General features: G+C 43.9%; 23 protein-coding genes. 16 read left to right on the top strand and 7 right to left on the bottom strand.

Features of this window, described 5'->3' with window-relative positions:
• The first annotated feature begins 66 nt into the window (after positions 1-66).
• Entirely contained in the window at positions 67-1,623 is a 1,557-nt protein-coding gene (locus E4663_RS11775; RefSeq protein WP_135327761.1) for a fatty acid--CoA ligase, read from the top strand.
• 142 nt (positions 1,624-1,765) lie between these two features.
• On the opposite strand, the gene E4663_RS11770 is transcribed toward E4663_RS11775, so the two are convergent.
• A complete protein-coding gene (locus E4663_RS11770) occupies positions 1,766-2,014 on the bottom strand; it encodes a DUF3953 domain-containing protein (protein WP_079477710.1) in 249 nt (82 codons plus the stop codon).
• 133 nt (positions 2,015-2,147) lie between these two features.
• A complete protein-coding gene (gene ligD, locus E4663_RS11765; protein WP_135327760.1) occupies positions 2,148-3,908 on the bottom strand; it encodes a DNA ligase D in 1,761 nt (586 codons plus the stop codon).
• Between the two features lie 109 nt (positions 3,909-4,017).
• Here ligD and ku point away from each other — a divergent pair, with 109 nt between their 5' ends.
• The 4 genes from ku (at position 4,018) to E4663_RS11745 (ending at position 7,523) form a co-directional block, all read left to right on the top strand.
• Positions 4,018-4,854: a non-homologous end joining protein Ku gene (ku, locus tag E4663_RS11760; protein WP_135327759.1), complete on the top strand. Its 837-nt coding sequence runs from the start codon at positions 4,018-4,020 to the stop codon at positions 4,852-4,854.
• 102 nt (positions 4,855-4,956) lie between these two features.
• On the top strand, positions 4,957-5,136 hold the full coding sequence (locus tag E4663_RS11755; RefSeq protein WP_079477713.1) for a hypothetical protein: 180 nt from the start codon (positions 4,957-4,959) through the stop codon (positions 5,134-5,136).
• Positions 5,129-5,722: a Fic/DOC family protein gene (locus E4663_RS11750; RefSeq protein ID WP_135327758.1), complete on the top strand. Its 594-nt coding sequence runs from the start codon at positions 5,129-5,131 to the stop codon at positions 5,720-5,722. The genes E4663_RS11755 and E4663_RS11750 overlap by 8 nt, the downstream gene beginning before the upstream one ends.
• Positions 5,723-5,876: 154 nt before the next feature.
• On the top strand, positions 5,877-7,523 hold the full coding sequence (locus tag E4663_RS11745; protein WP_135327757.1) for a PucR family transcriptional regulator: 1,647 nt from the start codon (positions 5,877-5,879) through the stop codon (positions 7,521-7,523).
• A 31-nt stretch (positions 7,524-7,554) separates the two neighbouring features.
• Here the strand turns inward: E4663_RS11745 and E4663_RS11740 are convergent, their stop codons facing one another.
• Complete coding sequence (locus tag E4663_RS11740) at positions 7,555-9,309, bottom strand: methyl-accepting chemotaxis protein (RefSeq protein WP_135327756.1); 1,755 nt, start codon at positions 9,307-9,309, stop codon at positions 7,555-7,557.
• Between the two features lie 150 nt (positions 9,310-9,459).
• The gene (locus E4663_RS11735) at positions 9,460-10,362 is read right to left on the bottom strand and encodes an aldo/keto reductase (protein WP_135327755.1); all 903 of its coding nucleotides are present in this window, start codon (positions 10,360-10,362) and stop codon (positions 9,460-9,462) included.
• A 320-nt stretch (positions 10,363-10,682) separates the two neighbouring features.
• On the opposite strand from E4663_RS11735, the gene E4663_RS11730 reads away from it, so the two are divergent.
• From E4663_RS11730 to E4663_RS11705, 6 genes are all read left to right on the top strand, one after another.
• Positions 10,683-11,888, top strand: coding sequence for a M24 family metallopeptidase (locus tag E4663_RS11730; protein WP_135327754.1), 1,206 nt, complete (start codon positions 10,683-10,685; stop codon positions 11,886-11,888).
• A gap of 38 nt (positions 11,889-11,926) precedes the next feature.
• Positions 11,927-13,123: a cystathionine gamma-synthase family protein gene (locus E4663_RS11725; RefSeq protein ID WP_079477719.1), complete on the top strand. Its 1,197-nt coding sequence runs from the start codon at positions 11,927-11,929 to the stop codon at positions 13,121-13,123.
• A gap of 118 nt (positions 13,124-13,241) precedes the next feature.
• Positions 13,242-13,448 (top strand): hypothetical protein, encoded by a 207-nt coding sequence (locus tag E4663_RS11720; protein WP_135327753.1) that lies wholly within the window; start codon positions 13,242-13,244, stop codon positions 13,446-13,448.
• A gap of 533 nt (positions 13,449-13,981) precedes the next feature.
• A complete protein-coding gene (locus E4663_RS11715; protein WP_079477720.1) occupies positions 13,982-14,692 on the top strand; it encodes a CAP domain-containing protein in 711 nt (236 codons plus the stop codon).
• Between the two features lie 55 nt (positions 14,693-14,747).
• The gene (locus E4663_RS11710) at positions 14,748-15,428 is read left to right on the top strand and encodes an SGNH/GDSL hydrolase family protein (protein ID WP_135327752.1); all 681 of its coding nucleotides are present in this window, start codon (positions 14,748-14,750) and stop codon (positions 15,426-15,428) included.
• A gap of 55 nt (positions 15,429-15,483) precedes the next feature.
• Entirely contained in the window at positions 15,484-16,734 is a 1,251-nt protein-coding gene (locus E4663_RS11705; RefSeq protein ID WP_135327751.1) for an NAD(P)/FAD-dependent oxidoreductase, read from the top strand.
• 25 nt (positions 16,735-16,759) lie between these two features.
• Here the strand turns inward: E4663_RS11705 and E4663_RS11700 are convergent, their stop codons facing one another.
• Entirely contained in the window at positions 16,760-16,978 is a 219-nt protein-coding gene (locus E4663_RS11700) for a hypothetical protein (protein WP_241657185.1), read from the bottom strand.
• A 301-nt stretch (positions 16,979-17,279) separates the two neighbouring features.
• Here E4663_RS11700 and E4663_RS11695 point away from each other — a divergent pair, with 301 nt between their 5' ends.
• From E4663_RS11695 to E4663_RS11675, 5 genes are all read left to right on the top strand, one after another.
• Positions 17,280-18,989 (top strand): ABC transporter ATP-binding protein, encoded by a 1,710-nt coding sequence (locus E4663_RS11695; protein ID WP_135327749.1) that lies wholly within the window; start codon positions 17,280-17,282, stop codon positions 18,987-18,989.
• Positions 18,990-20,795, top strand: a complete 1,806-nt coding sequence (locus E4663_RS11690) for an ABC transporter ATP-binding protein (RefSeq protein WP_135327748.1) — start codon at positions 18,990-18,992, stop codon at positions 20,793-20,795. It begins immediately after the preceding gene.
• Positions 20,796-20,855: 60 nt separating this feature from the next.
• Entirely contained in the window at positions 20,856-21,746 is an 891-nt protein-coding gene (locus tag E4663_RS11685; protein ID WP_079477726.1) for a vanadium-dependent haloperoxidase, read from the top strand.
• 263 nt (positions 21,747-22,009) lie between these two features.
• Entirely contained in the window at positions 22,010-22,462 is a 453-nt protein-coding gene (locus E4663_RS11680) for a cupredoxin domain-containing protein (RefSeq protein ID WP_079477727.1), read from the top strand.
• 64 nt (positions 22,463-22,526) lie between these two features.
• The gene (locus E4663_RS11675) at positions 22,527-23,177 is read left to right on the top strand and encodes a LysE family translocator (protein WP_135327747.1); all 651 of its coding nucleotides are present in this window, start codon (positions 22,527-22,529) and stop codon (positions 23,175-23,177) included.
• A 50-nt stretch (positions 23,178-23,227) separates the two neighbouring features.
• Here E4663_RS11675 and E4663_RS11670 read toward each other — a convergent pair whose 3' ends face one another.
• Positions 23,228-24,781: a PTS transporter subunit EIIC gene (locus tag E4663_RS11670; protein ID WP_135327746.1), complete on the bottom strand. Its 1,554-nt coding sequence runs from the start codon at positions 24,779-24,781 to the stop codon at positions 23,228-23,230.
• 77 nt (positions 24,782-24,858) lie between these two features.
• Positions 24,859-26,214 carry a 6-phospho-alpha-glucosidase gene (locus tag E4663_RS11665; RefSeq protein WP_135327745.1) on the bottom strand — a complete coding sequence of 452 codons (1,356 nt, stop codon included), beginning with the start codon at positions 26,212-26,214 and terminating at the stop codon, positions 24,859-24,861.
• Positions 26,215-26,236 lie beyond the last annotated feature (22 nt).

Raw genomic sequence — 26,236 nt, 5'->3', positions numbered from 1 at the left:
TAAAAGCAGTCATGTCCTTTGTCATGGGTTTTGAAAAAACTAATGGATATAAAGGAGAAGATAATAATGGCACCAACGTTAAAGAGCATGTTTGAACAAACGGTTAGCAAGTATGGAGACAAGGAAGGCCTGGTAGATGCTCGTTTAGGTACGAGATGGACCTACAAGGAGTGGGACACGGAAGTCAATAGGGTCGCCAATGCCCTTATTACAGCCGGAGTGGAAAAGGGAGATAAAGTATCGACTGTTCTATTCAACACCGCTGAGTTTACGACGACCTTGTTTGCTTGTACGAAGATCGGTGCTGTTTTTAACCCGATCAATTTCCGTCTAACGGAAAAAGAAATCGAGTTCATTCTTGCTGATGCTGAGCCTAAAGTGGTTGTGTTTGAAAAAGCGACGGCTGGTGCCATAGAACCTGTGGCAAAGTCTATGACGGGTGTGCAGTTCTGGTCTATTGATGATCCTTCAGTTCAATATGCTTCTTATTTTTATGATGTTGTATCCAAAGCATCTGACACGAGCACTGCCATCATGGTAGGAGAAGATGACCCGTATGCCATCATGTACACTTCTGGTACGACGGGATTGCCAAAAGGAGTGATCCACTCTCACCGGGATATGATGGACCAAGCAATGATTATGGTGGCTTGCTTGAGATTAACGGATCAAGATAGAGGACTGACGATTGCGCCGATTTTCCACTGTGCAGAGCTGCATTGTGCCTTCTTCCCAAGAGTGATGATTGGCGCATCGAACGTGATCATGCACCATTTTGATGCAAAAGGTTTAATCGAAACGGTAAAACAAGAACGGGTGACGACGATGTTTGCTGCTCCGACGATGTGGAATATGGTTCTTCAAGAAGAATTTACGAAGGAGGACTTCCAAACGCTGAGGCAAGCGTTATATGGAGGAGCACCTATGGCCCCTTCTTTAACAACACGTCTCCATTCCTCTATTGGTGTAGCCTTGATCCAAGCGTACGGTATGACGGAGATGGGACCTGCAATAACTGCATTGACGGAAGAGGAGCAGTTGACGAAAGCAGGGTCAGCGGGGAGAGCTATCTTAAACCATGAAGTTCGGGTTGTGCGTACAAGAGAGGACGGTCCTGCAGAGCCAGAAGATATCTGTAAACCTGGGGAACTTGGTGAGATTATTGTGAGAGGGCCAAGTACCATGCAGGGGTATTACAAGCGGCCGGAAGCAACGGAAGAGGCCCTGTATGGTGGATGGTACCATTCAGGAGACATCGGTTCGTTCGATGAGGACGGTTATTTATGGGTGAGTGACCGGGTCAAGGACATGATTGTATCAGGTGGCGAGAATATCTACTCTAGAGAAGTGGAGGACGCGCTATTCGACCATCCTGATGTGTTGGATGCAGCGGTCATAGGAGAGCCGGATGAAGTATGGGGAGAGCGGGTGGTCGCCTTCATTGTTCGAAAGGGTGACCAAATTACAGAACAGATGTTGGATGAGTTCTGTACGTCTGGCAACCGACTTGCCCGGTATAAACGACCGAGACGCTATGAGTTCGTGGAGGAGCTTCCTAGAAACGCGAGTGGGAAACTCCAGAAGTTCAAATTGCGTGATAAAACAGGTATTGCGACAGAATAAAACGAAAAAGAAGTCCCGCAGGAATTGGCCTGCGGGACTTCTTTTCGTTTGTGGGTTGTTAGTAAGGGTCTCTAGGTGGTTTGAAATGACATTGGAAGGAATGTGTTCCTACCGTCAGTAGATACTCTGATCCGACGCTGTTTTAGGAGAAGACGTTTGAATTCGATAATAAATCGATCAACGTGTACAGCACGATGAACGTTGCTCCGAGACTTAGGTATCCCCAGAAGTTTCGTTTATCCGACCGGATCTCTGAAATCCCAATGACGAATGTAGAAGCTCCTAGCGCGACGAGCATAAGTGGAATCCAATCGAAGTTCTTTGTAATGACTATGTACAACGATGAAATAATGACCAGAATAGAGAAAACAAGTCGACTAATTTTAAGCAAAATCACCGTCTCCTTTATAAACTCAGTTACTATATATACGAATCTCAATTAGAAAAAGTTTCAAAAAAGAGCCGATGATTTTGTCTATCTTTGGAGATTTCCTGGGAAATAATCGACCACATCTGCAGTATCCTTATAAAGTTTTCATGGTTTGTATGGGTTGTTCCTTTCGTGCATGGTCGTAATGGGAGAAAGGGCAGCCCAGCGTCTCAACGCGTTCTATCATTTTGTGAAAAGGGAAGTGTTCCGGTCGTAAATCATCCGTTAACTCATGCCAAAAGAGAGGTGTTGCAACGGCGGCGGATGCTTTAGCGCGCACGGAATAGGGTGCTACAATCGTCTTACCTTCAGCGTGTTGAACATAATCCAAATAAAGTCGCCCCTTGCGATGCTTCTTCAAACGCTCGGTTGTGAATAGGTCGGGGCGTTCCCTTTCCAGTAAACCTGCGAGTGACTCTGTGAACCGACGTGTTTCTTTATAGGTCATTGCACCTTCAGGGATGGGAATGTGTACTTGCAGACCTTTGCTTCCAGAGGTCTTTACAAAGCTTTGGACCCCCAATTCGTCAAGTAAATGCTTTAATAGCTTTGCGGCAAGAACAGCTACTTGAAAAGCTTCTGAATTCGGTGGGTCCAAATCGAAGACGATCTCATCAGGGTCCTTCCCTCCCGCTTTTTGAAAGGGGGTATGGAATTCTATAGATGCCTGGTTACCAAGCCAGAGAAGTGTATTTAAATTAGAACACAACAGATAGGTCTCACCGCTCTCACCCCATGCCCCAACATAGCCGGGGGCATGATCTGGTAAATGCTTCTGAAAGAAGGACGTGGCTTCAATCCCGTCCGGATAACGGATTACCGTGAGTTTCTTTTCTTTAAGAAATGGAAGCATATACGGTGCTATCCTTCGTAAATACAGCAGGTAATTGCGCTTCGATTGTTCTGGCCATAGCATCTTCTCTGAATTGGAAACTTCGACATTGGTTGGAAACATCGCTAAATCCCACTCTGCGCTAAGGTACGTGCATTCTTCAGGCGATAAGTCGAATCGAAAGTCATGGAACAAAGGCTCGCGGAACTCTTTATCTTTCACCTCAAGGCAATCCACTTCTACACAAACACTCGGAGGCAAACTCCAGATGGTGGCTTCTTTTTTACCATTTTCCTTAAAAAATGTCCTCAAGGTATCGCTTTGATCGGAAGTTAATCCATGCTTGAACTTTCCGATAGACACGATTTCGTCTTCTACATAAACGGCACACCCATAGTAGTCGTTTGCTTCATCATACGTTGTTAAGAAACACGGGATAGTACGCCAGTTTTTGAACTTGATCCATTGTTTAGACCGCTGGTCATAGTTATAAGCGCTCTGTTTATGCTTGGCTACAATACCTTCTGCAAGATGCAAGAACACGAGCTGTTGCACAGTTTCCTCTTCATGAAAGGAATCAATTATTCGAAGGCGATCGGTTGTTAGGGGTGTTAATCTTTCCACTAAGTCTGCACGCCTTCTATCATAGGGGGAAGATTCCTCGTGTAGAATGTCAAAAGCTATAAATGTAGCGGGTCTTTTTTCGGCGGCGTCCATAATCTTCTTTTCGTTACGAAGTCTTCCTCGTTGCTGCAGCAAAGGGAAATTTGCCTGGTAGGCCGTATTTAAAATAACCAACTCACCGTCCAATTTCAAAGGCAAATGCTCTGGTTTGTGAATAGCTGCTAATTCCGTGATTTCAGGGAATTTTTCTGTTAAGTCTTTTCCGTTTCGACTCGTCAATTCAATGCCGTCTATCGACCAAGTTAAAATGACACGGAATCCATCAAACTTCACCTCATAGACCCAATCCTTACCCAGAGGAAGCTCGTCCTGCATTGTTAGTTTCATTGGTTGCTTCATAATACCCCTCCTTTAGAACTTAGTTTGAGGCAAATCGTGTTTTCTACCCATAGGAGGAGGATAAGCTGCTGTTATATCGACCAAACTATGCAAAAAGGAGGATCTCACCATGCATACAATGTGGAAAGGGAGTATAAGTTTCGGGCTCGTCAATATTCCGATCAAGCTCCATGCGGCAACGGAGAACAAAGATATTAAATTGCGTCAGCTTCATGAAGAATGTCATTCTCCGGTTGAATATAAGAAGCGATGTCCAGTTTGTGACCGTGAAGTAGAATCTAGTGAGATCGTGAAGGCATATGAGTATGCCAAAAACAAGTTCGTCGTGCTCGATGAAGAGGACTTGGAGCAACTAAAGAAAGAGCAGGAAGATAAAGCAGTCGAGATCATCGACTTCGTCAAGCTGGAGGAAATTGATCCTATTTACTTTGAGCGTAGCTACTTTATGTCCCCGAATGAAGGAGGGACGAAAGCCTATAGCTTACTAAGACAGGCTTTAGCTGATACTGGTAAAATCGGAGTCGCGAAAATAATCATACGATCAAAAGAACAATTGGCGATTGTGCGTGTATATGAGAATACACTAATCATGGAGACGATTCATTTCCCGGACGAAGTGCGAAACGTTCAGGATGTTCCGAATGTCCCGGAAGAATCTGAACTGAGCAAGAAGGAACTAAGTACAGCAGTGACACTGATTGAACAACTGACAGAAACGTTCGAACCAGAGAAATACAATGATGAGTATCGGACAGCTTTGCTCGAATTGATTGAGGCGAAGCGTAACAATGAAGAAGTGAAAACTGCGAAAGACCCTAAGAAACCGGACAATGTGACCAACTTGATGGACGCTTTGGAGAAGTCTCTCGAGAAGACCAAGGGTTCCAAGAAGAAAACGACAAAACGAAAGACCACATCGTCTGGAAATAAGAAAAAAACCTCCTAAAATGCCTGTTCTGTACGGTTTTTGTCGTGTGTAATTCCTGTATTTAGTAGGTGGTTTGTAGTATAATATAAGATAGAAACCTATGGGTCGGAGGGTTAATGCATGAGTTTACGAACGGAAGAACAGGCGGAGAATTTGATGGCTTCAGCTAAAGCATCGATAGCTATTGAAGGGCTGACGTTGGACGAAAGTCAAGAATCACTCGTTAAGAAGTGCCTTACAGGTGCCATCACGCATAAAGAATTCATTAAGCGGGCGCTCGAACTGTCACGCCATGCCTGAGTCCAGGTATGGGAATGGTTCTTCCCGCTATTGTTATGCAGGCACGGACGTCTTGATCAATCATTACGACATCAAAGATGATAAGCAGCTTCAAGTCATGGAGGCGATTCTCTCCACGCAGCGCTTATCGGAACTGCAGGAGAAACCGGTAAAAGGGTATTTCGATTTGCGTCATCTACAGCGGATTCACGAGTATATATTTCGAGATTTATATCCTTTCGCTGGAGAACTCAGAACAGAGAATATCACGAAAGACGGTTTCTCTTTTGCTCAGGCCAGGTTCATCCCTTCCGCTGCTGAAACGTTGTTTAAGCAAGTGATGGCAGAAAGCTGGGAGACAATGAATTTGGAACTACTCTCTGACAAACTAGCTTATTACTTAGCGGAACTGAACGTGTTACACCCTTTCAGGGAAGGGAACGGACGGAGTTTACGTGAGTTCATCCGCTGTTTGGCTTTAGAGGCTGGTTACACTATTGATTGGGCAGTTAAACCGAAAGAAGAAGTTTTTGAGGCAAGTGTCGCCTCTGTATATGACTTAAGGAAGCTCCGTACAGTCATAGAACAATCTCTTATGAAGGCATGAAGCATTCCTGATCAATAAGATAGGAGTGCTTTTTTTTATGGTCTAAGGGAAGACTTACTTTTTACGTGAGCTGGAATCCTCTATAATATACATTAAATAATCAGAAAAATCAGAACTGATGGTCATACACTCTTACTAAAGGGGGGAACCACTTATGGGGGTGCTGGTATCAGACATAATGAACCTACCGATCTTACAAAGAGCAAAACCATTAACGAAGGCATATGACAATGAGGTAGAGTGGGTATCCGTGATTGAAGCGCCTGTAGAGCATTTCGTACGAAATAGAGAATTCGTGTTAAGTACTGGTGTGGGATGTGAAGAAAACACACAAGCGCTCATTAGATATGTCCAAGATGTTGTTGATTCAGGCGCCTCTGCACTGGCGTTCGCAACCGGCAGGCACCTTTATAAAATCCCTGACCAAGTGATTCAAATAGCAGAATCCCATCATCTTGTATTACTTGAATTACCTTGGGAGATACGGTTCGGCGAAGTATTGCAAGATGTACTACGAATGATCACAAAAGCGAAGGAAGGTGAACAACAAAAAGCGGATCGAATACGTCAGGAACTCATTAACTGCGTTCTGAATGGGGAAGGTTTGCAGGAAATTACGTCGATATTATTCAAGGAAACCAAAATTCCCGTAGCTATAAGTGACGACCATAAACAAGTTCGGGCGAATTACTCATTTGACGGGCATTTGATTGATGTCCTCAACGGCAAAGAAAAGGGAGATGTTTCGCTGATTGAAGTGCACCCTCTTAGTGAACATCCACTTTTTCATTTTATTGAGAAGTACGAAATAGGGCCTTCCACTTGCTTTCAGTTAACGATTACCTCCAATCAGAAGAAGCAAGGCTATCTGTTGTTCCAGCCCCAATCAGAAGACGAACTCACATGGTTCGCTTTGACAGTTCTGGAACACGGCTTAACGGCTTGTGCGCTATATTTCGTAAAAGAAAACGCAATTGAAATGACAGAAATCCGGTTAAAAGACAATTTTTTGCTGGAGCTTGCGAGAAAGGATCTACCGATCGATCAGTCAAAAGCTCACTTGCTCGGGTATGATTTAGAGAAGAACTACTTGTGCCTGGTCGGGCAAATAAATCCGGCTGAAAACACTTCTGCATGGAGCAAATCAAGCGATGGGCAAACATCTTCTATGCATAGCCGGAACTACTATGTTCAAAAGGAAATTACGCGTGCTGGAGAGGTATTACGGAACAACGTAATGGCTACTTTCGACGGGGATGAAGTCATCGTGTTCATGGAAGGAAACACAACCACCTATGAAGAAGAAGCCAATCAATTCCTAGACTTAGTGGAGCGCAGACTGCATGATCTACTCGCTGGTTATTCAATTGAATGGGGAGTATCTTCCCTGGTTGAAGAGCGTTTTCTTTTCCATGAAAGATATAAGGAAGCATCAATGGCACGCCGCATCGGTAGGCAGCAAACGGAGTCGTCCCGTACTTTCTACCATCACACGAGAATGAATCGACTACTGATGGCCTTGTCCACAAAAGAAGAAATCGACCAGATCATTGAGGAGACGTTAACCCTTCTGATTGAGTATGATGAGAAAAGACAAACAGATTTAATTCATACATTTATGATTTACAACAAACACAACAGCAACGTAAGCAAAGCAGCAAGAGAATTGAATCTTCATCGTCAATCACTGCTTCACCGCTTACGTAACATAGAACAGTTAACAGGCTTGTCTTTATTGAATGCAGATGACTTGTTTTTGTTGGAGTTATGCGTTCGTTTATGGAAGTTGAAACAGATATAAGCGCGCCTCTTAAAGAGACGCGCTTATTTTATTAGTATTTGAAATGGCTGATTTGTTCTTGTAGTTTACTTGCTTCTTGAGCCAATGTTTCACTTGCGGACGAGATCTCTTCCATCGAGGCGTTCTGTTCTTCTGTAGCCGCTGCTACTTGTTCCGTTTGCTGGGCTGACTGGGAAGATATCATCGTGACTGTTTCAAATGATTGCACAAGGTCCTCAGTGTGCGTATTCATCGATTGAACGGACTCGTTGATTTGTTTCATTCCATTGGATAGCTGCGACACTTCATTTGTAATCGTTTGGAAGGAAACTTCTGCTTCTCCTACAATATCCACCCCAGATTTAACGGCTTGATCGTTTTTGTTCATGTAGTCGACTGCCTCAGAGGTTTTCGATTGTACATCTTTAATCAAATTCATTATGTCGTTAGCCGATTGACTGGACTGCTCTGCAAGCTTGCGTACTTCATCCGCTACCACCGCAAACCCTTTTCCATGTTCACCTGCTCTTGCTGCTTCAATTGCCGCATTCAAAGCGAGTAAATTCGTCTGTTCCGAGATGTCTGTAATGATAGAAATGATTTTTCCGATTTCATCACTCTTCGTCTCTAGAACTTGAATGGTTTCATTTGTCGTTTCGGTGTTGGCATTAATGTCATGCATTTGTTTTAGGGCGGATTGTATCAGCTGCTCGCCTGTACGGGATGTGGCAGCGGTCATGTCCGATTTGTTCGATAGCTCCCCGACTTGTGAAGAAATGGATGACATGCCTTCTGATAGGAATTGAATGGATTGGGCAGCTTGATTTGAACCGTCTAGCTGCTTTTCAGACCCTGCAGCTACTTCCTGAATGGCAATCGTAACTTGTTCCGAGGCATAGGAGTTCTCTTCAGAATTCGCGTGCATTTCTTCTGATGCAGCTGCTACTTGGTTAGATGAATCAGCTACGGATTGTACGAGGTGTTTCAAGCTGTTTTTCATTTGATTAAAATTCGTGACTAGCTGTCCCAATTCATCACTCGACCTTACGCTTAAATCATCTGATGTGAAATTACCATCAGCAATATATGTAGAATGCTCTGCAAGCTGCTTCAGCGGGTTCGTTATGCGTCTTGAGAACCACCAGATGGATATAGCTCCAACAAGGAGTGAGGTGCCAAGTGTAATCAGTAAGGTATTTAATATTTTGTCTGCGCCACTGTTGAAGTCCATCATATAAGTACCGGCAACAACAACCCAGTCCCAGTCTGAGAAATAAAGAGAATAGGATACTTTCGCTGCCTCTGTCTCCTTGTCATTCGGCAATGGCCATTCGAAATAGGTAAAGCCTCCGCCATCTTTTGCGGACTGAACCAGTTCCTGTGCAACCATTACTCCATTAGAGTCTTTTGAGTCCCAGATATTCTCCCCTTCAAGTGATGGGTGGGCAATCTCTTTCCCTTCTGAGTTTAGGACAAAGAAATATCCGTTTTCCCCAAGGTCTACATTGGAATCAATCGGTCTAGTTCCATCTTCTTGTCTTTTGCCTAAGAGTTGCTCTTTGACAGTCTCTTTTGCTTCTTCTTCCGACACGCGTCCTTCTTGGACTGATTCGTGTGACAGTTCAATTAAATCAATCGCTTGGTGTACACTGTTTTCTAAGTTTGTTTTTCCTAAGGCATTCAAGCTGTTCTGGCTGCTTTGGAAACCTAGTGTTCCAACTATTATGGCAGGTACAGCTAATAGAACGATCGAAAATAGGAAAATCTTAAATCCTACTGTTTGTTTGCGCTTCCAAAAATGCTTCATAATATCCCCCTACAATTTCGTTTTCAATTTATTATCGACTGAATTTTCTTTTTTTACAGTCTAAAATAAACGAGAAAAACCAGCCTTACCAAAAAAGTGGTGAGGCTGGTTAATTTGCAGATGATAGGGTTTAGCTTAGTCATGACAGGCTTATGGAACGTCATGTCCCATAGAACTTTGTAACACTTCAAACCATTGATCGTGGTCAAGTTTAATATCGAGTGCATCGATTGCAGCATCAATTCGCTTTGTCTTTCCTGAACCAATGATTGGCATGATGTTCGCTGGATGGTTCAACAACCAAGCATAAAGTACCTGATCAAGTCCTTTTGCACCGACTTCTTGTTGAACTTTCGTAAGTGTATCACGCAATCGTACAGCTTTTTCACTATCGGAGTGAAAGACATCGCCTCCTGCGAGTGGTGACCATGCCATCGGCGCCACACGTTTTTCCTGACAGAGGTTCAATGTTCCATCTTCAAAGTTCTCGAGGTTGTATGCAGATAGCTCTAACTGGTTTGTGATCAAGTCAAAAGGCAGGAAGGATTGAAGCATATTCCATTGATGGTCTTTGAAATTTGAAACACCGAAGTAGCGGACTTTGCCTTCTTCCTTTAGCTTCGTAAACGCTTCTGCCACTTCCGTGCCATTCATGAACGGGTCAGGTCTGTGGATAAGAAGTGTATCAATATAATCTGTCTGTAAATTCTGTAGTGAGTTTTCCACAGACTTTATGATATGTTCTTTGCTTGTGTTGTAATGATGGGTTTTGTGCTGGGGGCGCTGCTCAGAAGGAAGCACGATGCCACACTTCGTTACTAGCTCCATCTCCTCTCGCAAAGAGGGTTTTAAGTTTAGTGCCTCACCGAATAGACCTTCACACGTATAACTTCCATAGATGTCAGCATGGTCGAATGTCGTGATTCCACGCTCTAAATTATGTTCTATTAAAGCAAGAGTATCTTCTTTGGATTGATTCCAATCGTCTAAACGCCACAATCCGTGGACTAATCGGGAGAAAGATAGATCGCTCGTCATTTCAATGCGCTGCATAACAATGCTCCTTTATTGTTTGTTAAAGATGGTTCACTTTTTTATGTACGGGATAAAGCCCGTCTACTTAAGGATACCTTAATTCTTGCTTCTTGTAAGCGATGACGATTGGACGGACAACCTCCCTTATCCACATGTGCATAAGTGAAAAGCAACAGATTTATTCTCTGATTAACCGTGAATATGTGTATATCCTGTTAGTAAATGTCCATTTTGTATTAGGTAAGAACATTCGATTCATACACTTTTTACATTACATGGATAAGTAGAGAAAGATAAAATATAAGTAGTCAGAAAATTAAGTCTTTAAAGTGGGAGGAATGGTTTTGCTTCCTTTTGACATGATGGAGTACCAGCAACGTCTCACGAAAACTAAAGAAAGGATGGAGAATCTCGGAGTAGATGTCTTATTGATAACGGATCCTGCCAACATGAACTATTTATCCGGTTATGATGCGTGGTCTTTTTATGTACATCAAATGTTGGTCATCATTATTGATGAACCACAGCCCTTGTGGATAGGTCGTTACCAGGATGCGAACGGTGCCAGGGTTACGACGTGGCTTTATGATGAGAATGTGATTGCATACCCTGACCAATACGTTCAGTCAGACCTTCACCATCCGATGGATTTCATAGCTACCATACTGAAACAAATCGGTCAGGGTAACCGGCGAATCGGTGTGGAAATGGACCACTATTATTTCACAGCAAAAGCTTTAGAACGCTTGAAGCAAGGACTTCCGGACGCCGAATTTCAAGATGCTTCTTTACTTGTTAATTATGTCCGCATCATCAAATCCGATCAAGAAATTGAATACATGAAAAAGGCTGCCAAAATCGCGGACTTAGCTATGACCAAAGGAGTAGAAAGCATCTACCCTGGAGTAAGAGAATGCGATACTGCTGCAGAAATTTACTATCAGATGGTGAAGGGGACCCCAGAATTCGGTGGGGAATATCCGGCTATTGTTCCACTGTTGCCTACAGGAGACAGAACTTCGATTCCACATTTAACGTGGACGGACCGGCCTTTTGTAGATGGAGATGCTGTCATCATTGAATTGGCGGGCTGTTATAAACGTTACCATGTCCCTTTGGCTAGAACGGTATCTGTCGGACAACCGAATGATCAGCTACAACAAGTGACTCCGGTTGTGCTTGAAGGAATTCAAGCCATCTTCGAAAAGGCAAAGCCTGGCGTTACTTGTGGAGAACTAGAAGAAACCTGGCGTAGAACCATCAAAGCGCATGGTTATGAAAAAGAAGCGAGGCTTGGTTATTCCGTGGGGCTGAACTACCCGCCAGACTGGGGAGAGCATACGGCGAGTATTCGTAGAGGGGACTCCACCGTCCTTCAAACCAACATGACATTTCACTTGATACCGGCCCTTTGGTTCAACACAGACGGTATTGAAATAAGCGAAACCTTCCGAGTCACGGATACCGGCATCGAACGATTCACAACTTACCCACAGAATCTGTTGATACGGGACTCTTTGGATTTAGGTGGACAAATAAGCTGACCACAGTTTGTGGATAAAGTCGGGAAGAGGAGGATTTCATGAGAGAAGCGAATATTGGAACGAAATCGATTTGGGCAGGGGAAAAAGAGCAACTTGCTTTTGGTGCAACACAAGTGCCTGTGGTGCACAGCGTGTCCTTCGGTTATGAAGACATGGATGAGTGGTACGATGTAGCCGTAGGTAAGAAGCCAGGACACATATATGGGCGTAACACGAACCCGACAGTTCAAGCATTTGAAGAAAAGGTAAGGATACTCGAGAATGCCGCTGCTTCGACCAGCTTTTCGACAGGGATGGCCGCAATCAGCAATACTTTAGGAACGTTATTATTCCCTGGTGATCGAATCGTCTCTATTAAGGATACTTATGGAGGGACGAATAAAATCTTCACGGAGTTTTTGCCTAAGCAAAATGTAGACGTGCAACTGTGTGAGACGGGTGACCATCGTGCATTAGAGGAAGAGGTCGCGAAGGGTTGTAAAGTGCTCTATTTAGAGAGTCCTACCAACCCAACCGTCAAGATCACAGACATCGAACGGATGGCACGTGCCGGTAAGGAAGCCGGGGCCGTTGTAATTGTGGATAACACCTTTGCAACTCCTGTTAATCAACAACCCCTATCGCTTGGGGCTGATTTAGTTATTCACAGCGCAACGAAATTTCTTGGCGGACATGCGGATGCCCTTGGTGGAGTAGTCTGTGGAAAAAAAGATCTAGTAGACGCCATTTATCATTATCGTGAAATAAACGGTGCCACATTGGATCCGATGGCAGCATATTTATTACTCCGGGGAATGAAAACCTTGAAATTGCGTGTCGATCGTCAAAATCAGAATGCTCATGCAATTGCTGAATATCTGCAAACTTTTGATATGGTAGAAGGCGTATATTATCCAGGTCTACCTGATCATCCTCACCATGAGGTTGCGAAGCAGCAAATGTCAGGTTTCGGAGGGATGTTGAGTTTTTCCGTGAAGGGAGGAGTCGACACGGTTAGAAAGTTACTACCGAATCTCCAATATGCAAACCGTGCAGCGAACTTAGGATCAGTCGAAACGGTAGTTGGACCATCGCGAACGACTAGCCATGTTGAGTGTACCCCAGCAGAACGAGCAGCAATGGGGATACCAGAAGGGCTCGTTCGTTATTCGGCCGGTATCGAAGATCTAGAAGATTTAAAAGCTGACTTAGCCCAGGCTTTTGAGAAACTTACAGCGTATTCTAAAGCAACATGAAAGGTCTTATTTCCTGGGAAATAAGATTCTTCTTGTAGAAATGTGCACGGTAATGCTTTTGTTTTGTTTTACTAATATTGGAATCGGGTACTCTTCTTTAGCATAAGGAGGAAATCGAATGGCTCAATATTACGTAAACCAAAACCAACAGACGGGTGGAGAACACGAAGTTCATGTAGAAGGGTGCAAATTCATGCCTTTTGAGAAGAACCTACTTGACCTGGGAGGACATAAAGATTGTGCCAGTGCTTTGCAAGAGGCGAAGAATACGTACGATAACGTGAACGGCTGTAACACGTGTTGTCCAGATTGCCATACCAGCTAACATCAAACCGCTATGCTGTTGCATAGCGGTTTTTTAGGTTGTTGAAGAGGTGTAGATTGGTTTTGTTAGGAAGCATAGTGCCAGTGTCTCGTGGTCTGAAAAACAACTCGCTTTCCGTGGGCGAGTGTCGAGCTCCCTCGTTCGCTTTGCTCAATGCGAGATCTCGACTATCCCGTGCATCCCACAGGAGCCTCGTCGTTTTCCAGATCCCTTTTCCATAGTTAGCGCGAACAAAACCATGCGTTTAAAAGTGGAAATCCCCCTTTAATTGTGGACCATAATTGATTGCCCTCTACGCCTGCGGAAAGCGACGCTTCTACAACATCACTTTTCTACACCTGGAACAACCAAATACTTTCTCGACACACTGTCAAACCGCTATGCTGTTGCGTAGACGGTTTTTATTTTGTCCTGAGGTTTTCCGTAACTTCCTAATGCCATCTTTTTTAGTGATATTTGGAACACCCTTGACTAGGATAATTTATTCGGACACGTACATAGTAAGGATGAATGAATTCCTAAGGAGGATCATCATGAAAAAGATGTTTTACTTGTTAGTCGCAATAACCGCTATGCTTCTCGTTTTAGCGGCTTGTAATACAGAAGAAGGTGCGCGTGAAAACCAGCAAAATAACTTGCGCAACGTAAGTTTTGGTCCTGAATCCCAAGGCATCCAGCCCCATCAAGGTGGCGCGGAACGCATGGCTCCTGGACAAAACCGCTTTGATGCTAACATCCCATTTGAAGGACTGAACCCAAATGGAACTTATAGCAACAGCGGTGATTTAGAACCTTATAAAGAAGCGGATCGCTATGCAAAAGGCGACGACAATATGGGTTCAAATAAAGAAAGAATCGACCAAGTAGACGGTTCTTTCAAAGAAGAAGTTGTTCGTTTGACTAATGATGCACGTGAAAAGAATGGTCTCAAACCTCTTAAAATGAGCCCAGAAGTAACAAAAGTCGCTCAGGCAAAATCGGAAGACATGGCTGAGAAAAATTATTTCTCCCATACTTCTCCGACATATGGCTCTCCGTTCGACATGTTAAAAGAATTCGGAGTGGATTATCGTACGGCGGCTGAAAACATTGCTGCTGGTCAGCAAACACCTAAGCAAGTCGTAGATGGCTGGTTAAATTCAAGTGGTCACCGTAAAAACATTATGAATAAAAACGTCACTCATATTGGTGTCGGGTTTGCACAAGACGGCCAATATTGGACACAGATGTTTATTGGTAAGTAAGTCGTAACTGACGCCCGTTTCGACGGGCGTCCTATTTATTTATGGAGAGATAACTATGAAGCGATCATTTCTTATTTTATTATTAATTGTAATTTTTTTGGCTCCTACTCCTACAAGTGCTGAGAGTAAGCAGCTCGTTGCCTTGGGGGATTCTATTCCCTATGGATACCATCTGCCAAGTCCATCTGATCAATCCTTTCCCTCTTTGATTGCGAAAGAAAAAGGCTGGAAACTCACCAACTTGAGCAAACCAGGAATGACGTCTACCCAGTTACTGGCTGCTATTAAACACGAGGAAGAGTTTCAACAGGCTTTAAAAGAAGCTGATATAGTAGTGCTTTACATTGGTGGGAACGACTTGCTTAACTTGCTTAAAGAAAACAAGGGACTAAGTGGATTGACGAAGGGGGAAGTGGGCAAAGTGTCCTCGAAATTAATTCGCAATCTTTCTGCTATTATGATGGAGCTTAATAAACGGACAGATGCAAAGGTGTTATTGTATAACCTTTATAACCCCTATCCAGATGCAGGTTTCTCCATTGATCTGCCCCTTGATTATATAAACATGCAGTATGCCACTGTGGCAGAGCTGTTAGATTACGTAATGGATGTTAAAGTCATCGATGCTTCGAAGGCTTTTCACAAGCATCCGGAGTACCTGATTATCGACGATGTACATCCCACCATTATCGGTCAGCATGTCTTAGCTGACCTAGGATTATCCGCTCTCTCATAGCTCAGGCTTAGTGTTTTGTTTAAGCCATACTATAAAAAAGTAAGGAGTAACTCGTATGAACATACAATCTGGAACGTACTACTGGCCGAATACAATGAAGGAAGTGCCTACTTATCCCTCTGTTGATGAGGACATTTCATGCGATGTGTTGATTGTCGGTGGGGGGAGTTCAGGTGCTCAATGTGCTTACTACTTGTCTGATACGGACCTTAACGTCGTACTAATCGAAAAGAACATGGTCGCAAGGGGAAGCACAGCGACGAATACAAGCCTGCTTCAATATATGGGAGAGAAGAGGTTTACAGACCTCGTTCATACCTTCGGAGACGATTACAGTACCAGGCATATGCAATTGTGTCAGGAAGCCATTGACGAGATCGAAGCGGCCTCCATACGCATTCCATTTGACAGTGAGTTCACTCGTAGAGATACCCTCTATTACGTCAGTGAAGCGGAACATCTTAATGCTCATATGAAGGAATGTGAGTGGCTGCAAGAGCGTGGAGCGCCAGTGGAATGGGTGAGTGAAGAATGGATTTCGAATCATTATTCGTTTGAAAAGCTTGGAGGCATTTACTCTAGGAACGATGGAGAAATTAATTCGTTTATTTTTACACATGGCCTGCTTGAGTTTGCAGCGAAGCAAGGAGTCCGTATATTCGAACATACAGAGCGAGTTGGAGAACACCAGGAATCAGGGTTGCCCGTCGTAACCGTTAACCGCGGACATAGTATTCGGGCGAAGCACGTCATTTATGCAGCGGGTTACGAAGATATGGATGTGAAGAAGGAGAAGAAAGCACGTTTTGTCAGCACCTATACAGTGACCACTAAACCTGTCGAGGCTTTCCCAGGGTGGTATGGACGAACACTCCTTTGGGAAACGGCAAGGCCCTACGTGTATATTCGGACTACGAAAGACAACCGGGTTATTATCGGAGGACTCGATGAAGATACGTCCATTGAAGAAGAAAGAGACAGTAAGCTTCTCCACAAAAGAGATCAATTAATGAAAGAACTTCATGCCCGCTTTCCGGAACTGAAGGCAGAGCCTGACTATTATTGTGCTGCGTTTTATGGCGGGACAGTCGATGGTCTTCCTATTCTAGGGCAGTATAACAATTATCCATTCAGCTACTTCTTGATGGCATACGGTGATAACGGGCTTGTCTATAGTATGATGTTGGCGAAATTGTTAAAAGAGTACTTGCTCTCAGGGAAGAGTGATGACCTGACGCTCTATGATCAAAACCGTCCTCTTAAAAATAAGACTTTGTATCACAAAAAAAGCACTCTATCGTCGTAGAGTGCTTTTTCTATCCTTGTGGAAATTATATATTCTGTTCTTTTTTTTGCATGGCTTTCTGATACCCTTCCATGATTCCTTGTGCATACACTTTGTTTAACACGGTCATCGCTTGCGGAATGACATGGTCATCAGAGGTATCGGACACTTCATTGAGCAAGTCTACCAATTCCAACAGTTCGTCTGTGACTGGAAAAATCGGTTTGATATTGTCCTTCATGACATCACCTTTCTGATCCCACAACCAGGGGTATGATAGTAATATAATATTCGGTTTTTAAGTTAAGATCAGCGTTTTGCTTTGGATAAAGACATAGGCATCTTTTATTATCACTTTAAAATCATTCTTTTTCAATGACTTAGCCCATGTTTTTGTGCTGTTAACTATACCTATTTTCCGTGCAATTGTTATACAAAAGTTATACTGAGAAAATTAGCGTATTTAGAAGGATCAATCTGTACAAACGGTCTCGCTTCTAACTCTAATCATCATCTTGTATAATGATAAGAACTTTCACACAAATCACTAATCGGAGGACAATCATGTGAGGAAAATTTTTACATATTCTCTATCGTATAAATGGTCCGCTATCATAGCTCTTTCATTAATGGGAATTGAATTGATTGTAGAACTTGTCCAACCGTTGATCATGGCTAAAATCATCGACGAAGGAATCGTATCGAAAGACTATTCAGTGGTCTCTCTTTGGGGAGGCCTTCTCTTAGTTCTTTCCCTTCTTGCATTTGCCGCTGGTGTGACGAACTCGTTCTTTGCTGCCAGATTAAGCCAAGGGGTAGGGTATGATTTGCGAAGAGATCTGTTTGAAAAAATTCAATCTTTTACGAACCGAAATTTCCAGTCTTACTCAACGCCTGGGTTGATCACACGAATTACAAATGACGTCGTACAAATTCAGAATCTCCTGTTCATGTTTGTACGGATTGCACTAAGAGCGCCGTTATTTATACTATTCGCCTTGGTTATGGCGTTTACCATTGATGCCAAGCTTGCTTTGATATTAGTCGTTTCCGTTCCGTTATTTCTGGTCTTTCTATCCTTTATTCTGACTAAAGGAGTTAAGTTATTCAAATCTGTTCAGCAGAAAGTCGACGGAGTTAACACCGTGATCCGTGAGAACTTAACTGGTATTCGGTTGATTAAAGGGTTTAACAGAGGACAGTACGAAGAAGAGCGATTCACAAGTGTGAATGATGACTTGATGACTCAAAATAAACGGGCTCTCTGGTTGATGGAAGTCGCAATGCCTGTAGTCATGCTAGGAGTTAACTTGATCATACTTGTCATTCTATGGTTAGGAGCAGAAAGACTTGCCGCGAACACCATTCAACCTGGGGAAGTGGTAGCTCTTGTGAACTATGCGACTCGGATCATGTTCACGTTCTCTATTTTCACCTTTTTGATTATGGTGTTTTCCAGAGGGAATGCGTCTGCTAATCGAATTACAGATATCCTTGAAGAGGAAACGCCATCCTATCTAAAAGAACAACATGGTGAAAAGCATGAACTAAAAGGGGAGGTTCGTTTCCAAGATGTCTCCTTCTCTCATGAATCACAACCTACTCTGGATTCTATAACCTTTAAAGCAGAGGCCGGGGAGACAATTGGCATCTTAGGAGAGACGGGTTCAGGTAAGACCTCTTTATTACACCTTATTCCACGATTGTATGAACGAACGGATGGAGCGATTTATTTAGATGACTACAAAATTGAGGACTTGGATGTGAAAAGTCTGAGAACACAGATCAGCCTTGTTCCTCAAGAAATACATCTGTTTTCCGGCACGGTAAGAGATAATATTGCTTGGGGTAAAGAGGAAGCGACGGCTGAGGAAATTGAAGCGGCAGCAAAACAAGCTCAGATTCACGATTATATTTTAACTCTTCCTGAAAGGTACGAAACACAACTTGGTCAAAGAGGGGTTACATTCTCCGGTGGTCAAAAGCAGCGGCTGTCGATCGCCCGCGCTCTCGTACGAAAACCTAAAGTGCTGATATTGGATGACAGCACAAGTGCTCTTGATGCCCATACAGAGTCCCGCTTGATGGAAGCGCTCAAAGGACAATCCTGCACCGTGTTTATGGTGGCGCAGAAGATCAGTTCTCTGAAGGCAGCTCACACCATCTTGATACTTCATAAAGGAAAGATTGTCGCAGAAGGGTCCCATGAGCAACTGCTTCAAGAGAGCGCCTATTATAGAGAGGTCTATCACTCTCAGTTAGAGGAGGCACAATAGATGGTAACCCGCTCAAATATCCGTCGGCACCAAGGAATTGGGACCGCACCACCAAAGGTTGATGATATCCGTTCGACAATAAAACGGATATTTTCCTATATGGCATCTGAGAGAAAGATGTTTTTTGTGGTGCTTTCGCTCATAGTGGCAAGCTCTGCTCTGTCGCTTATCGGCCCTTACTTGTTGGGAAGAGCGGTCGACTTAGTTGTTTCAGAACCGAATCCGTCTGTCCTTTTTCGAATGCTGCTCTTGCTTCTCTTCGTCTATGCGTTTCAGTCCGGGTTTTTGTGGTTGCAAAACTACTGGATGATCGGGATTGCTCAAAATGCTGTGTATAAGATGAGAAATCATCTATTTTCTCATATGCAGCGCCTGCCCATTTTATTTTTCCAAAAGTATCAGCAAGGAGAGCTGATGAGTCGGCTGACCAATGATATGGAGAATGTGAGTAGAACACTGAATACGGCCGTAGTACAGTTTGTGACGAGTGTTCTTACGATCACAGGAACGCTCGTAATGATGATCTGGCTCAGTCCGTTGTTAACGTTGTTGACGGTCACCATTGTTCCTGTCATGTACTTTGGAATGAAATGGATCACCAAGCGGACCGGAAAGTATTTCAAACAACAGCAGAACCATTTGGGAGAAGTGAATGGCTACGTAGAAGAAATGTTCTCGGGGCAAACGATTGTATCGATGTTTTCCCGCGAAGAGAAAGTAATAGAAGACTTCAAAGCCAAAAATGAAGCACTGCGCGATTCGGGTTATTGGGCACAGGTTTATACCGGGTTCATACCTAAGCTAATGAACATGTTGAATAACGTCAGCTTTGCCATCATTGTCGGTGGAGGTGGGTTGTTAGCGGTCAACGGGTACATCTCGATCGGAATCATCGTCACGTTCACGACCTACTCCAGGCAGTTCACGAGGCCTCTGAATGACTTGGCTAACCAATTCAATATGATCTTGTCAGCCGTCGCAGGGGCGGAGCGGGTATTCGATATCATCGACCAAAGTGAAGAAGAAAAGGACGAACAGTATGCGAACCGTATCTCTAATGTGAAAGGCGATGTGCGCTTTGAAGAGGTAGACTTTTCTTATGAAAATGACCAACCTACTTTGCAAAATATTTCATTCCAAGCGAAGCCGGGAGAGACAATCGCTTTGGTAGGCCCGACAGGAGCGGGGAAAACCACTATCATTTCGCTGCTGTCCCGTTTTTATGAACCGACCAAAGGTGGCATTTATATAGACGATCATCCCCTGCAAGACGTAACAAGGGAAAGCCTGCGGAGTCAGATGGGTGTGGTACTGCAAGACTCGACGATGTTCCATACGACGATTAGAGAGAATATCCGGTACGGGAAGCTTGAAGCGACGGATGAAGAAGTGGAGGAGGCAGCTCGTCTTGCCCATGCAGATGAGTTCATTCGTCAGCTGCCAGGCGGGTATGATACCGTGCTTGATTCAGACGGTCATGGAGTCAGTCATGGTCAACGACAGTTGTTGTCGATTGCAAGAGCGATGATCGCCGATCCTTCTTTACTCATTCTAGACGAGGCGACAAGCAGTATTGATACCGTGACAGAGATGAAAATAAATGACGCGTTAGCGAAGCTCATGAAAAACCGGACGAGCTTTGTAATCGCCCACCGTTTGAATACGATCCGTTCGGCAGATCTAATCCTCGTGTTGCAGGAAGGTCGCATCATCGAAAAGGGCTCTCACCGGGAATTGGTAAAACAGAATGGTTTTTATGCCGACTTAGTGAGAACCCAAATGGCAGAAAACCAAGCCTTATCTTAAGAATATGACACACGCCTCCCTGCTCTCGGACATACCCTATAGTAAAAAAGGGGTATGTAAATGAGTGAACGATATTCATCACTGCCTTCGTGGACGGATGTCCCTTATGCAGGCGCATCCGCTCCTCCGACCATCCGCGGTGGGGTAGAGCCAGAAGCAGGACAGTGGAAGACCTATTTCATTAAACATAGTCGCAGGCACGGATTTAAGAAGCTTGATGGACGTCCAATCCGTTTAGCAATCAAAGATCCAGACACGATTGATTTTCTACATCAACTCAGGTTGGTGCAAGACACACTTGCTCATCTAACGGAAGATCAAATAAAAATAGCAAAATACTGGGGAAGCGGACCACCGTCCAAGCAGTGGATACCGATTGTAGACCGGTTAATTGACACCTATCAGGTGGAAGCACCTCGTGCAGCTAGAATTCTCGGAGCGCTATTCAGCGGCATGAACGACGCCTTTGTCGTATGCTGGTATTTGAAGTATAAATGGCTTGTGCCAAGGCCGAACCAGCTTGACCAAGACCTCGCTACCGTTGTTTGTATGCCGAACCACCCGTCCTATCCATCCGGGCACGCAACGGTATCAGGAGCGGCGGAAGTCATCTTAAGCTACTTCTTCCCTTCAGAAAGAAGAAAGCTGCACCACATCGCAGAAGAGAATGCTGCCTCTAGATTATATGCGGGTGTGCACTACCCAGCTGATAATGAACAAGGACTGCGATTAGGCAGGCAAATAGGGCGCATTGTCGTCGAAGAACTGAAAAAAGATGAAGTCAATGGATTACCATTAGACCGTCCTTTCCGCTCATACAAGGATGCGGATATCTTACCGACTGACTATAAACAAGTCATTCCGTTCGACTATGACACACATTGTGATTCCTTGTTGTTGGATGAATGGGACTACTCTAGTGACGAATCTCATCCGAAATTGTTCTTCTAAGCAAAGGGAGCTTCTTATAGAAGCTCCCTTTTTCAGGTTGTTAAAAAGCGTAGAGTTTGGTTTTGTAATGAAATATAGTGTTCGTGGCATGGAATGCGGACCGTTTCTCCAACGCCACTTTTCTACACATGGAAGAACCGACGATACTTTGTCGACACTCTGGAAAAAGGAACTCCCTTTTGATTTGTCGTTTTAAGAAAAAGTAGACAAGCTCAAGGCATGTTCGCATATACATGAACAAACAAGCCTTAGGGGGAATGTAGATGGGTGCTCTTATTTTATCTGCTAAGAAAATCGGACTGATAGCTGGCGCGCTTGTGATTGCTTTTGCTGCTTATATGATTGTGAATGTCGTTTGGAAAGGGGCTGTTCCGACGATAGGGATGGAAAAAGGGGAGCCTCGCGTCGTAAACCTCGTTACGGGAGAGTTCAAGGCAGAGACAAAGGATGGACAGGAAATAGAGGCTTATCGCTGGGATCCTGGGACCATCTTTGTTGAAAAAGGAGAAGCCGTCCAGTTGAACATTTTCGGTGTGAATGGTCAAGAACATCCTTTCTATATTGAAGGGACAGACATTAAAGGAACGGTTCAACAAGGAAAAGAAACGGTAGTGGATGTCAAATTCGATAAAGAGGGAATTTATCGCCTGATTTGCTCGACGCACGCAGATACCTCAACCAATGGACCGATGATTGCTTATATTGTCGTCGATTAATTCGTGATAGAAGGAGAGGCGATGGTCGTCTCTCTTTTATCTTTCTATGGAGGAGACGTCTTAGATGCTAGGCATGATAATTGGCAATATATTTCTAGGTTTGTCCATAGCTGCTCCCGTCGGTCCCATCAATATCGAAATCGTCAAACGCGGGCTTTCGTACGGTTTCTGGGCAGCGTTATTCGTCGGAATTGGTGGAATGTCCTCTGATTTACTTCTAATGGGGGCAATGTTTCTCGGGATGTCTGCTCTCTTATCAGTAACCTGGGTAAAAATATTGCTCATGATGATGGGGGCGGTAGTTCTCATACATAGTGGGTTAGTGAGCTTGAAAGCCCCGAACTTGATGAGCGATCAATCCGATGAACGTTCTGCCAAACCAACCTACCTTCGCTGGAATTCTTTTTTAAAAGGGTTCTTCATTGCTGGTACTAATCCAATGAATTTGCTGTTTTGGATCAGCATTTATGGCTCTGTTTTAAGTGGTGCCTTTCACGAGGAAAACGTGATGACTTCTTTTTTGCTTAGTGTGCTGGTGTTTGTCGGGATTGGTCTTTGGAATCTGAACTTGGCGTTTACTACTCATTTCGGTCGCTTGTTAGCTTCACCGTTTGTGCTGAGAATGGTGCACGTTGTAGCAAGTTTTGTTCTGATTGGGTTTGGTGTGAAGTTTGGGTATCAAGGGTTTCAGGCTCTTATGATGGTTATTACTTAAAGGAATAATTTAGAAAGAAAAGACTCCATCAGCTGATGGAGTCTTTATGTCTAGGAGGCATTGTTTTCTTTAATAAGACGGTTGATTTCATTCTTATAAAGGTCGGAGCGTCCGCCGAAAATAGCTTGGATGTTGTGATCTACTTTCACGACACCTGCTGCCCCCAATGCTTTCAGTTGATCCTCATCGATTTCACTTACTTGGGAGACTTCTACTCTTAATCTAGTGAAACATGCATCTACATGCTTCAAGTTTTGCTCGCCGCCTAATGCATCCATGATAGCGACAGCAGTCTCTTTGGTTTGAGAAGACTTGTTTGATTTTTTCTCATTCAAGTCTTTGCGGGTATATAACTTATTCTCTTGACCGCCACGTCCAGGAGTTGCAAGATCCCATTTCTTAATGGCAAAGGAGAAGGAGAAGTAGTAGATAACAAAGAATACAGCTCCAACTACGATGTTCATCCACCAGTTTCCTGTACCAGGTAAGGCGTTCACTAAGATGAAGTCGATCAGACCTGAGCCGCCAGCCCATCCAAGGTGAACATCTAACATGTACATAACAGCATACGACACACCAGCTAATAAGGCATGAAAAACAAATAGCAGTGGTGCCACAAATAGGAAGGTGAATTCAATCGGTTCTGTAATACCTGTCAGGAAAGCTGTACCTGCCGCTGCGATGAGCATACCTTTTACTACGGGTTGGTTATTCTTATCAGCACGTCGATACATAGCAAGTGCCGCACCTAATAATCCGAACATGATAACAGGGAACTTACCAGCCATGAACCGTCCAGCTGTAACATCGACACCTTCTGCGATTTGTGCTAGGAAGATGTATTGGTCACCAGACACCATACTCCCTGCGACTTCCGTTGTTCCACCAAGTGATGTCCATAAGAATGGAGCATACCAAATATGATGAAGACCTGTTGGGATCAAGGCACGTTCAAGAAAGCCATATAGACCGATGTATAGTGGATTGGTTGATCCGTTTGCGATTACGTTGGCAACTGCGTTAATACCAGTTTGTACCGGTGGCCAAACGACCATCATCACCATTGCAAGCAGAATAGAAGTGAAAACCATGGCGATTCCAACAGAACGGTCTCCTGCAAAGAAACCTAATACTTCTGGTGGGTCGAACTCGTGGAATTTGTTATAAATCCAAACTGCGAGTAAACCGACGACTATACCTCCAAGAACCCCTGTTTCTAATGTCGGAATTCCTAAGGCCATTCCATATTCGCCACTCTCGGATACCATGTCAGGTGTGATACCGAGTGCAAAAGATATCGTCTTATTCATAATGATGTATCCCAATAATGCTGCTAAGGCTGCAATCCCAGAACCTCCTGTTAATCCAATCGCTACACCGATCGCAAAGATTACAGCTAAGTTGTTAAATATACTAATACCTATATCAGACATTCCATTGCCAATGAATTGAATCGCATCATTTTGCAAGAATGTAAGGGAATCTGCGAGAGGACCTGTCAAGGCTGCACCGAATCCTAGCAGAATACCGGCTGCTGGAAGCAAAGCTACCGGAACCATGAGTGATTTGCCGAACTTCTGTAAACTGCCGAAGTATTTCTTCATCTATTATCCTCCTTTATAAGGAAACGCTTTCTTCGTAAGTTAAGAATAGACCCGGGAACGCGTCCCGGGAGTGGTTATTAGGAAGACTGAGAAACCAACTGTTTATTCTTATGGAGCTCTGGCCAAAATTCTTTGTTCGCATCAATAAGGTCATCTAGAATTTTTCTAGCGCGTGGAGCATCCACTACCGTTCTGTTCAATGTCAAAGCTTGAAGTGCTTTCTCATAACTATTTTCATAGTAAGCATCCACCACGAGTTTCTCATAAGCGAGTTGTCCTTCTATTAATCCCTTGTAGAAGGTGGAAATAGGGCCGACAGAAAATGGTTTCGGACCGCGATTTGTCATCATAGCGGGTACCTCGACCATCGCATCATCTGGAAGGTTTGCAATGGTACCGTTATTCTCCACCATGACGATGAAGATATCTCCGTTATTGTAAGCCATAGAAGCGGCAACCCGAATCATGTACCTTCCGTGAATGTCGACTTCGAGTTCAACATTGGCGGTTGTATCGTCTTTGATGATTTGATCAGCCAATTGAAGGACTCGTGCTTCACGTCCGTTGATGACTTGTCGTGCTCGTGTATTAGCTGGGTCTTCTTTTTCAACCATTTGAGAAGGGTACAGGTAGTATTGCAAATACGTGTTTGGTAAATACTCCGGGAAGTCCGTTACCATCTGTTCTACTTGTTTGAACGTTTTAATCCAAGAAGGATCGTTCGCTATTTCGGCATCTTCAGGAATGAATCCGTCTTCTGTAATGGCACGCTTAATCGTATCTGTGTGGTCGTTACCTTCTTTATCAAGAACCTTTGTAAACCAGCCAAAGTGGTTGAGACCGAAGTATTCAGGTACAAGGTCAAATACGTCTTTTCCTAAAATTCCAGCATAAGACACCATTATGGCAGCTGGCATATCGCAAATGTTAAGCAACTTCTTGTCATGTGGGAACTCGCGGCGAAGTGCCTCTGCGACGATGGCAGCTGGGTTCGTATAGTTCAAGATCCACGCCTCAGGAGAATAGTGGCGTATGTCATTTACAAGATCCACCATGTCTCCTATAGAACGAAGGCCATATGCCATGCCGCCCGGTCCACAAGTTTCTTGTCCGACTGCGTCGTACTGTAATGGGATTTGTTCATCACGTTCTCTCATCGCAAGTCCGCCCGTCCGTATTTGAACAAATACAAAATCCGCATTCGATAATGCTTCCTCTTTATCTGTTGTGTAGGAAAAGCTTTCTAACTCAGGGTATTTCTCACGTAAAATGACTTCTGATGCTTTAGCTATTTTTTCTTGGCGTTCAAAATTCGTGTCATAGAATGTAATCGATTTCAAAGGGAATTGATCTTTTTCGGCGATCAGACTCATAATCATGCCGATTGTATAAGTGCTTCCACCGCCAACAACAACTAAGTTTTGCTTCTTCATTATAACGACCTCCAAAAGGTAT

It is taken from the genome of Halobacillus salinus (assembly GCF_004684905.1).
Lineage (GTDB): Bacteria > Bacillota > Bacilli > Bacillales > Halobacillaceae > Halobacillus > Halobacillus salinus.
Note: the sequence above shows the minus strand (reverse complement) of the source record. Positions and strands in the feature narration are given on the sequence as shown.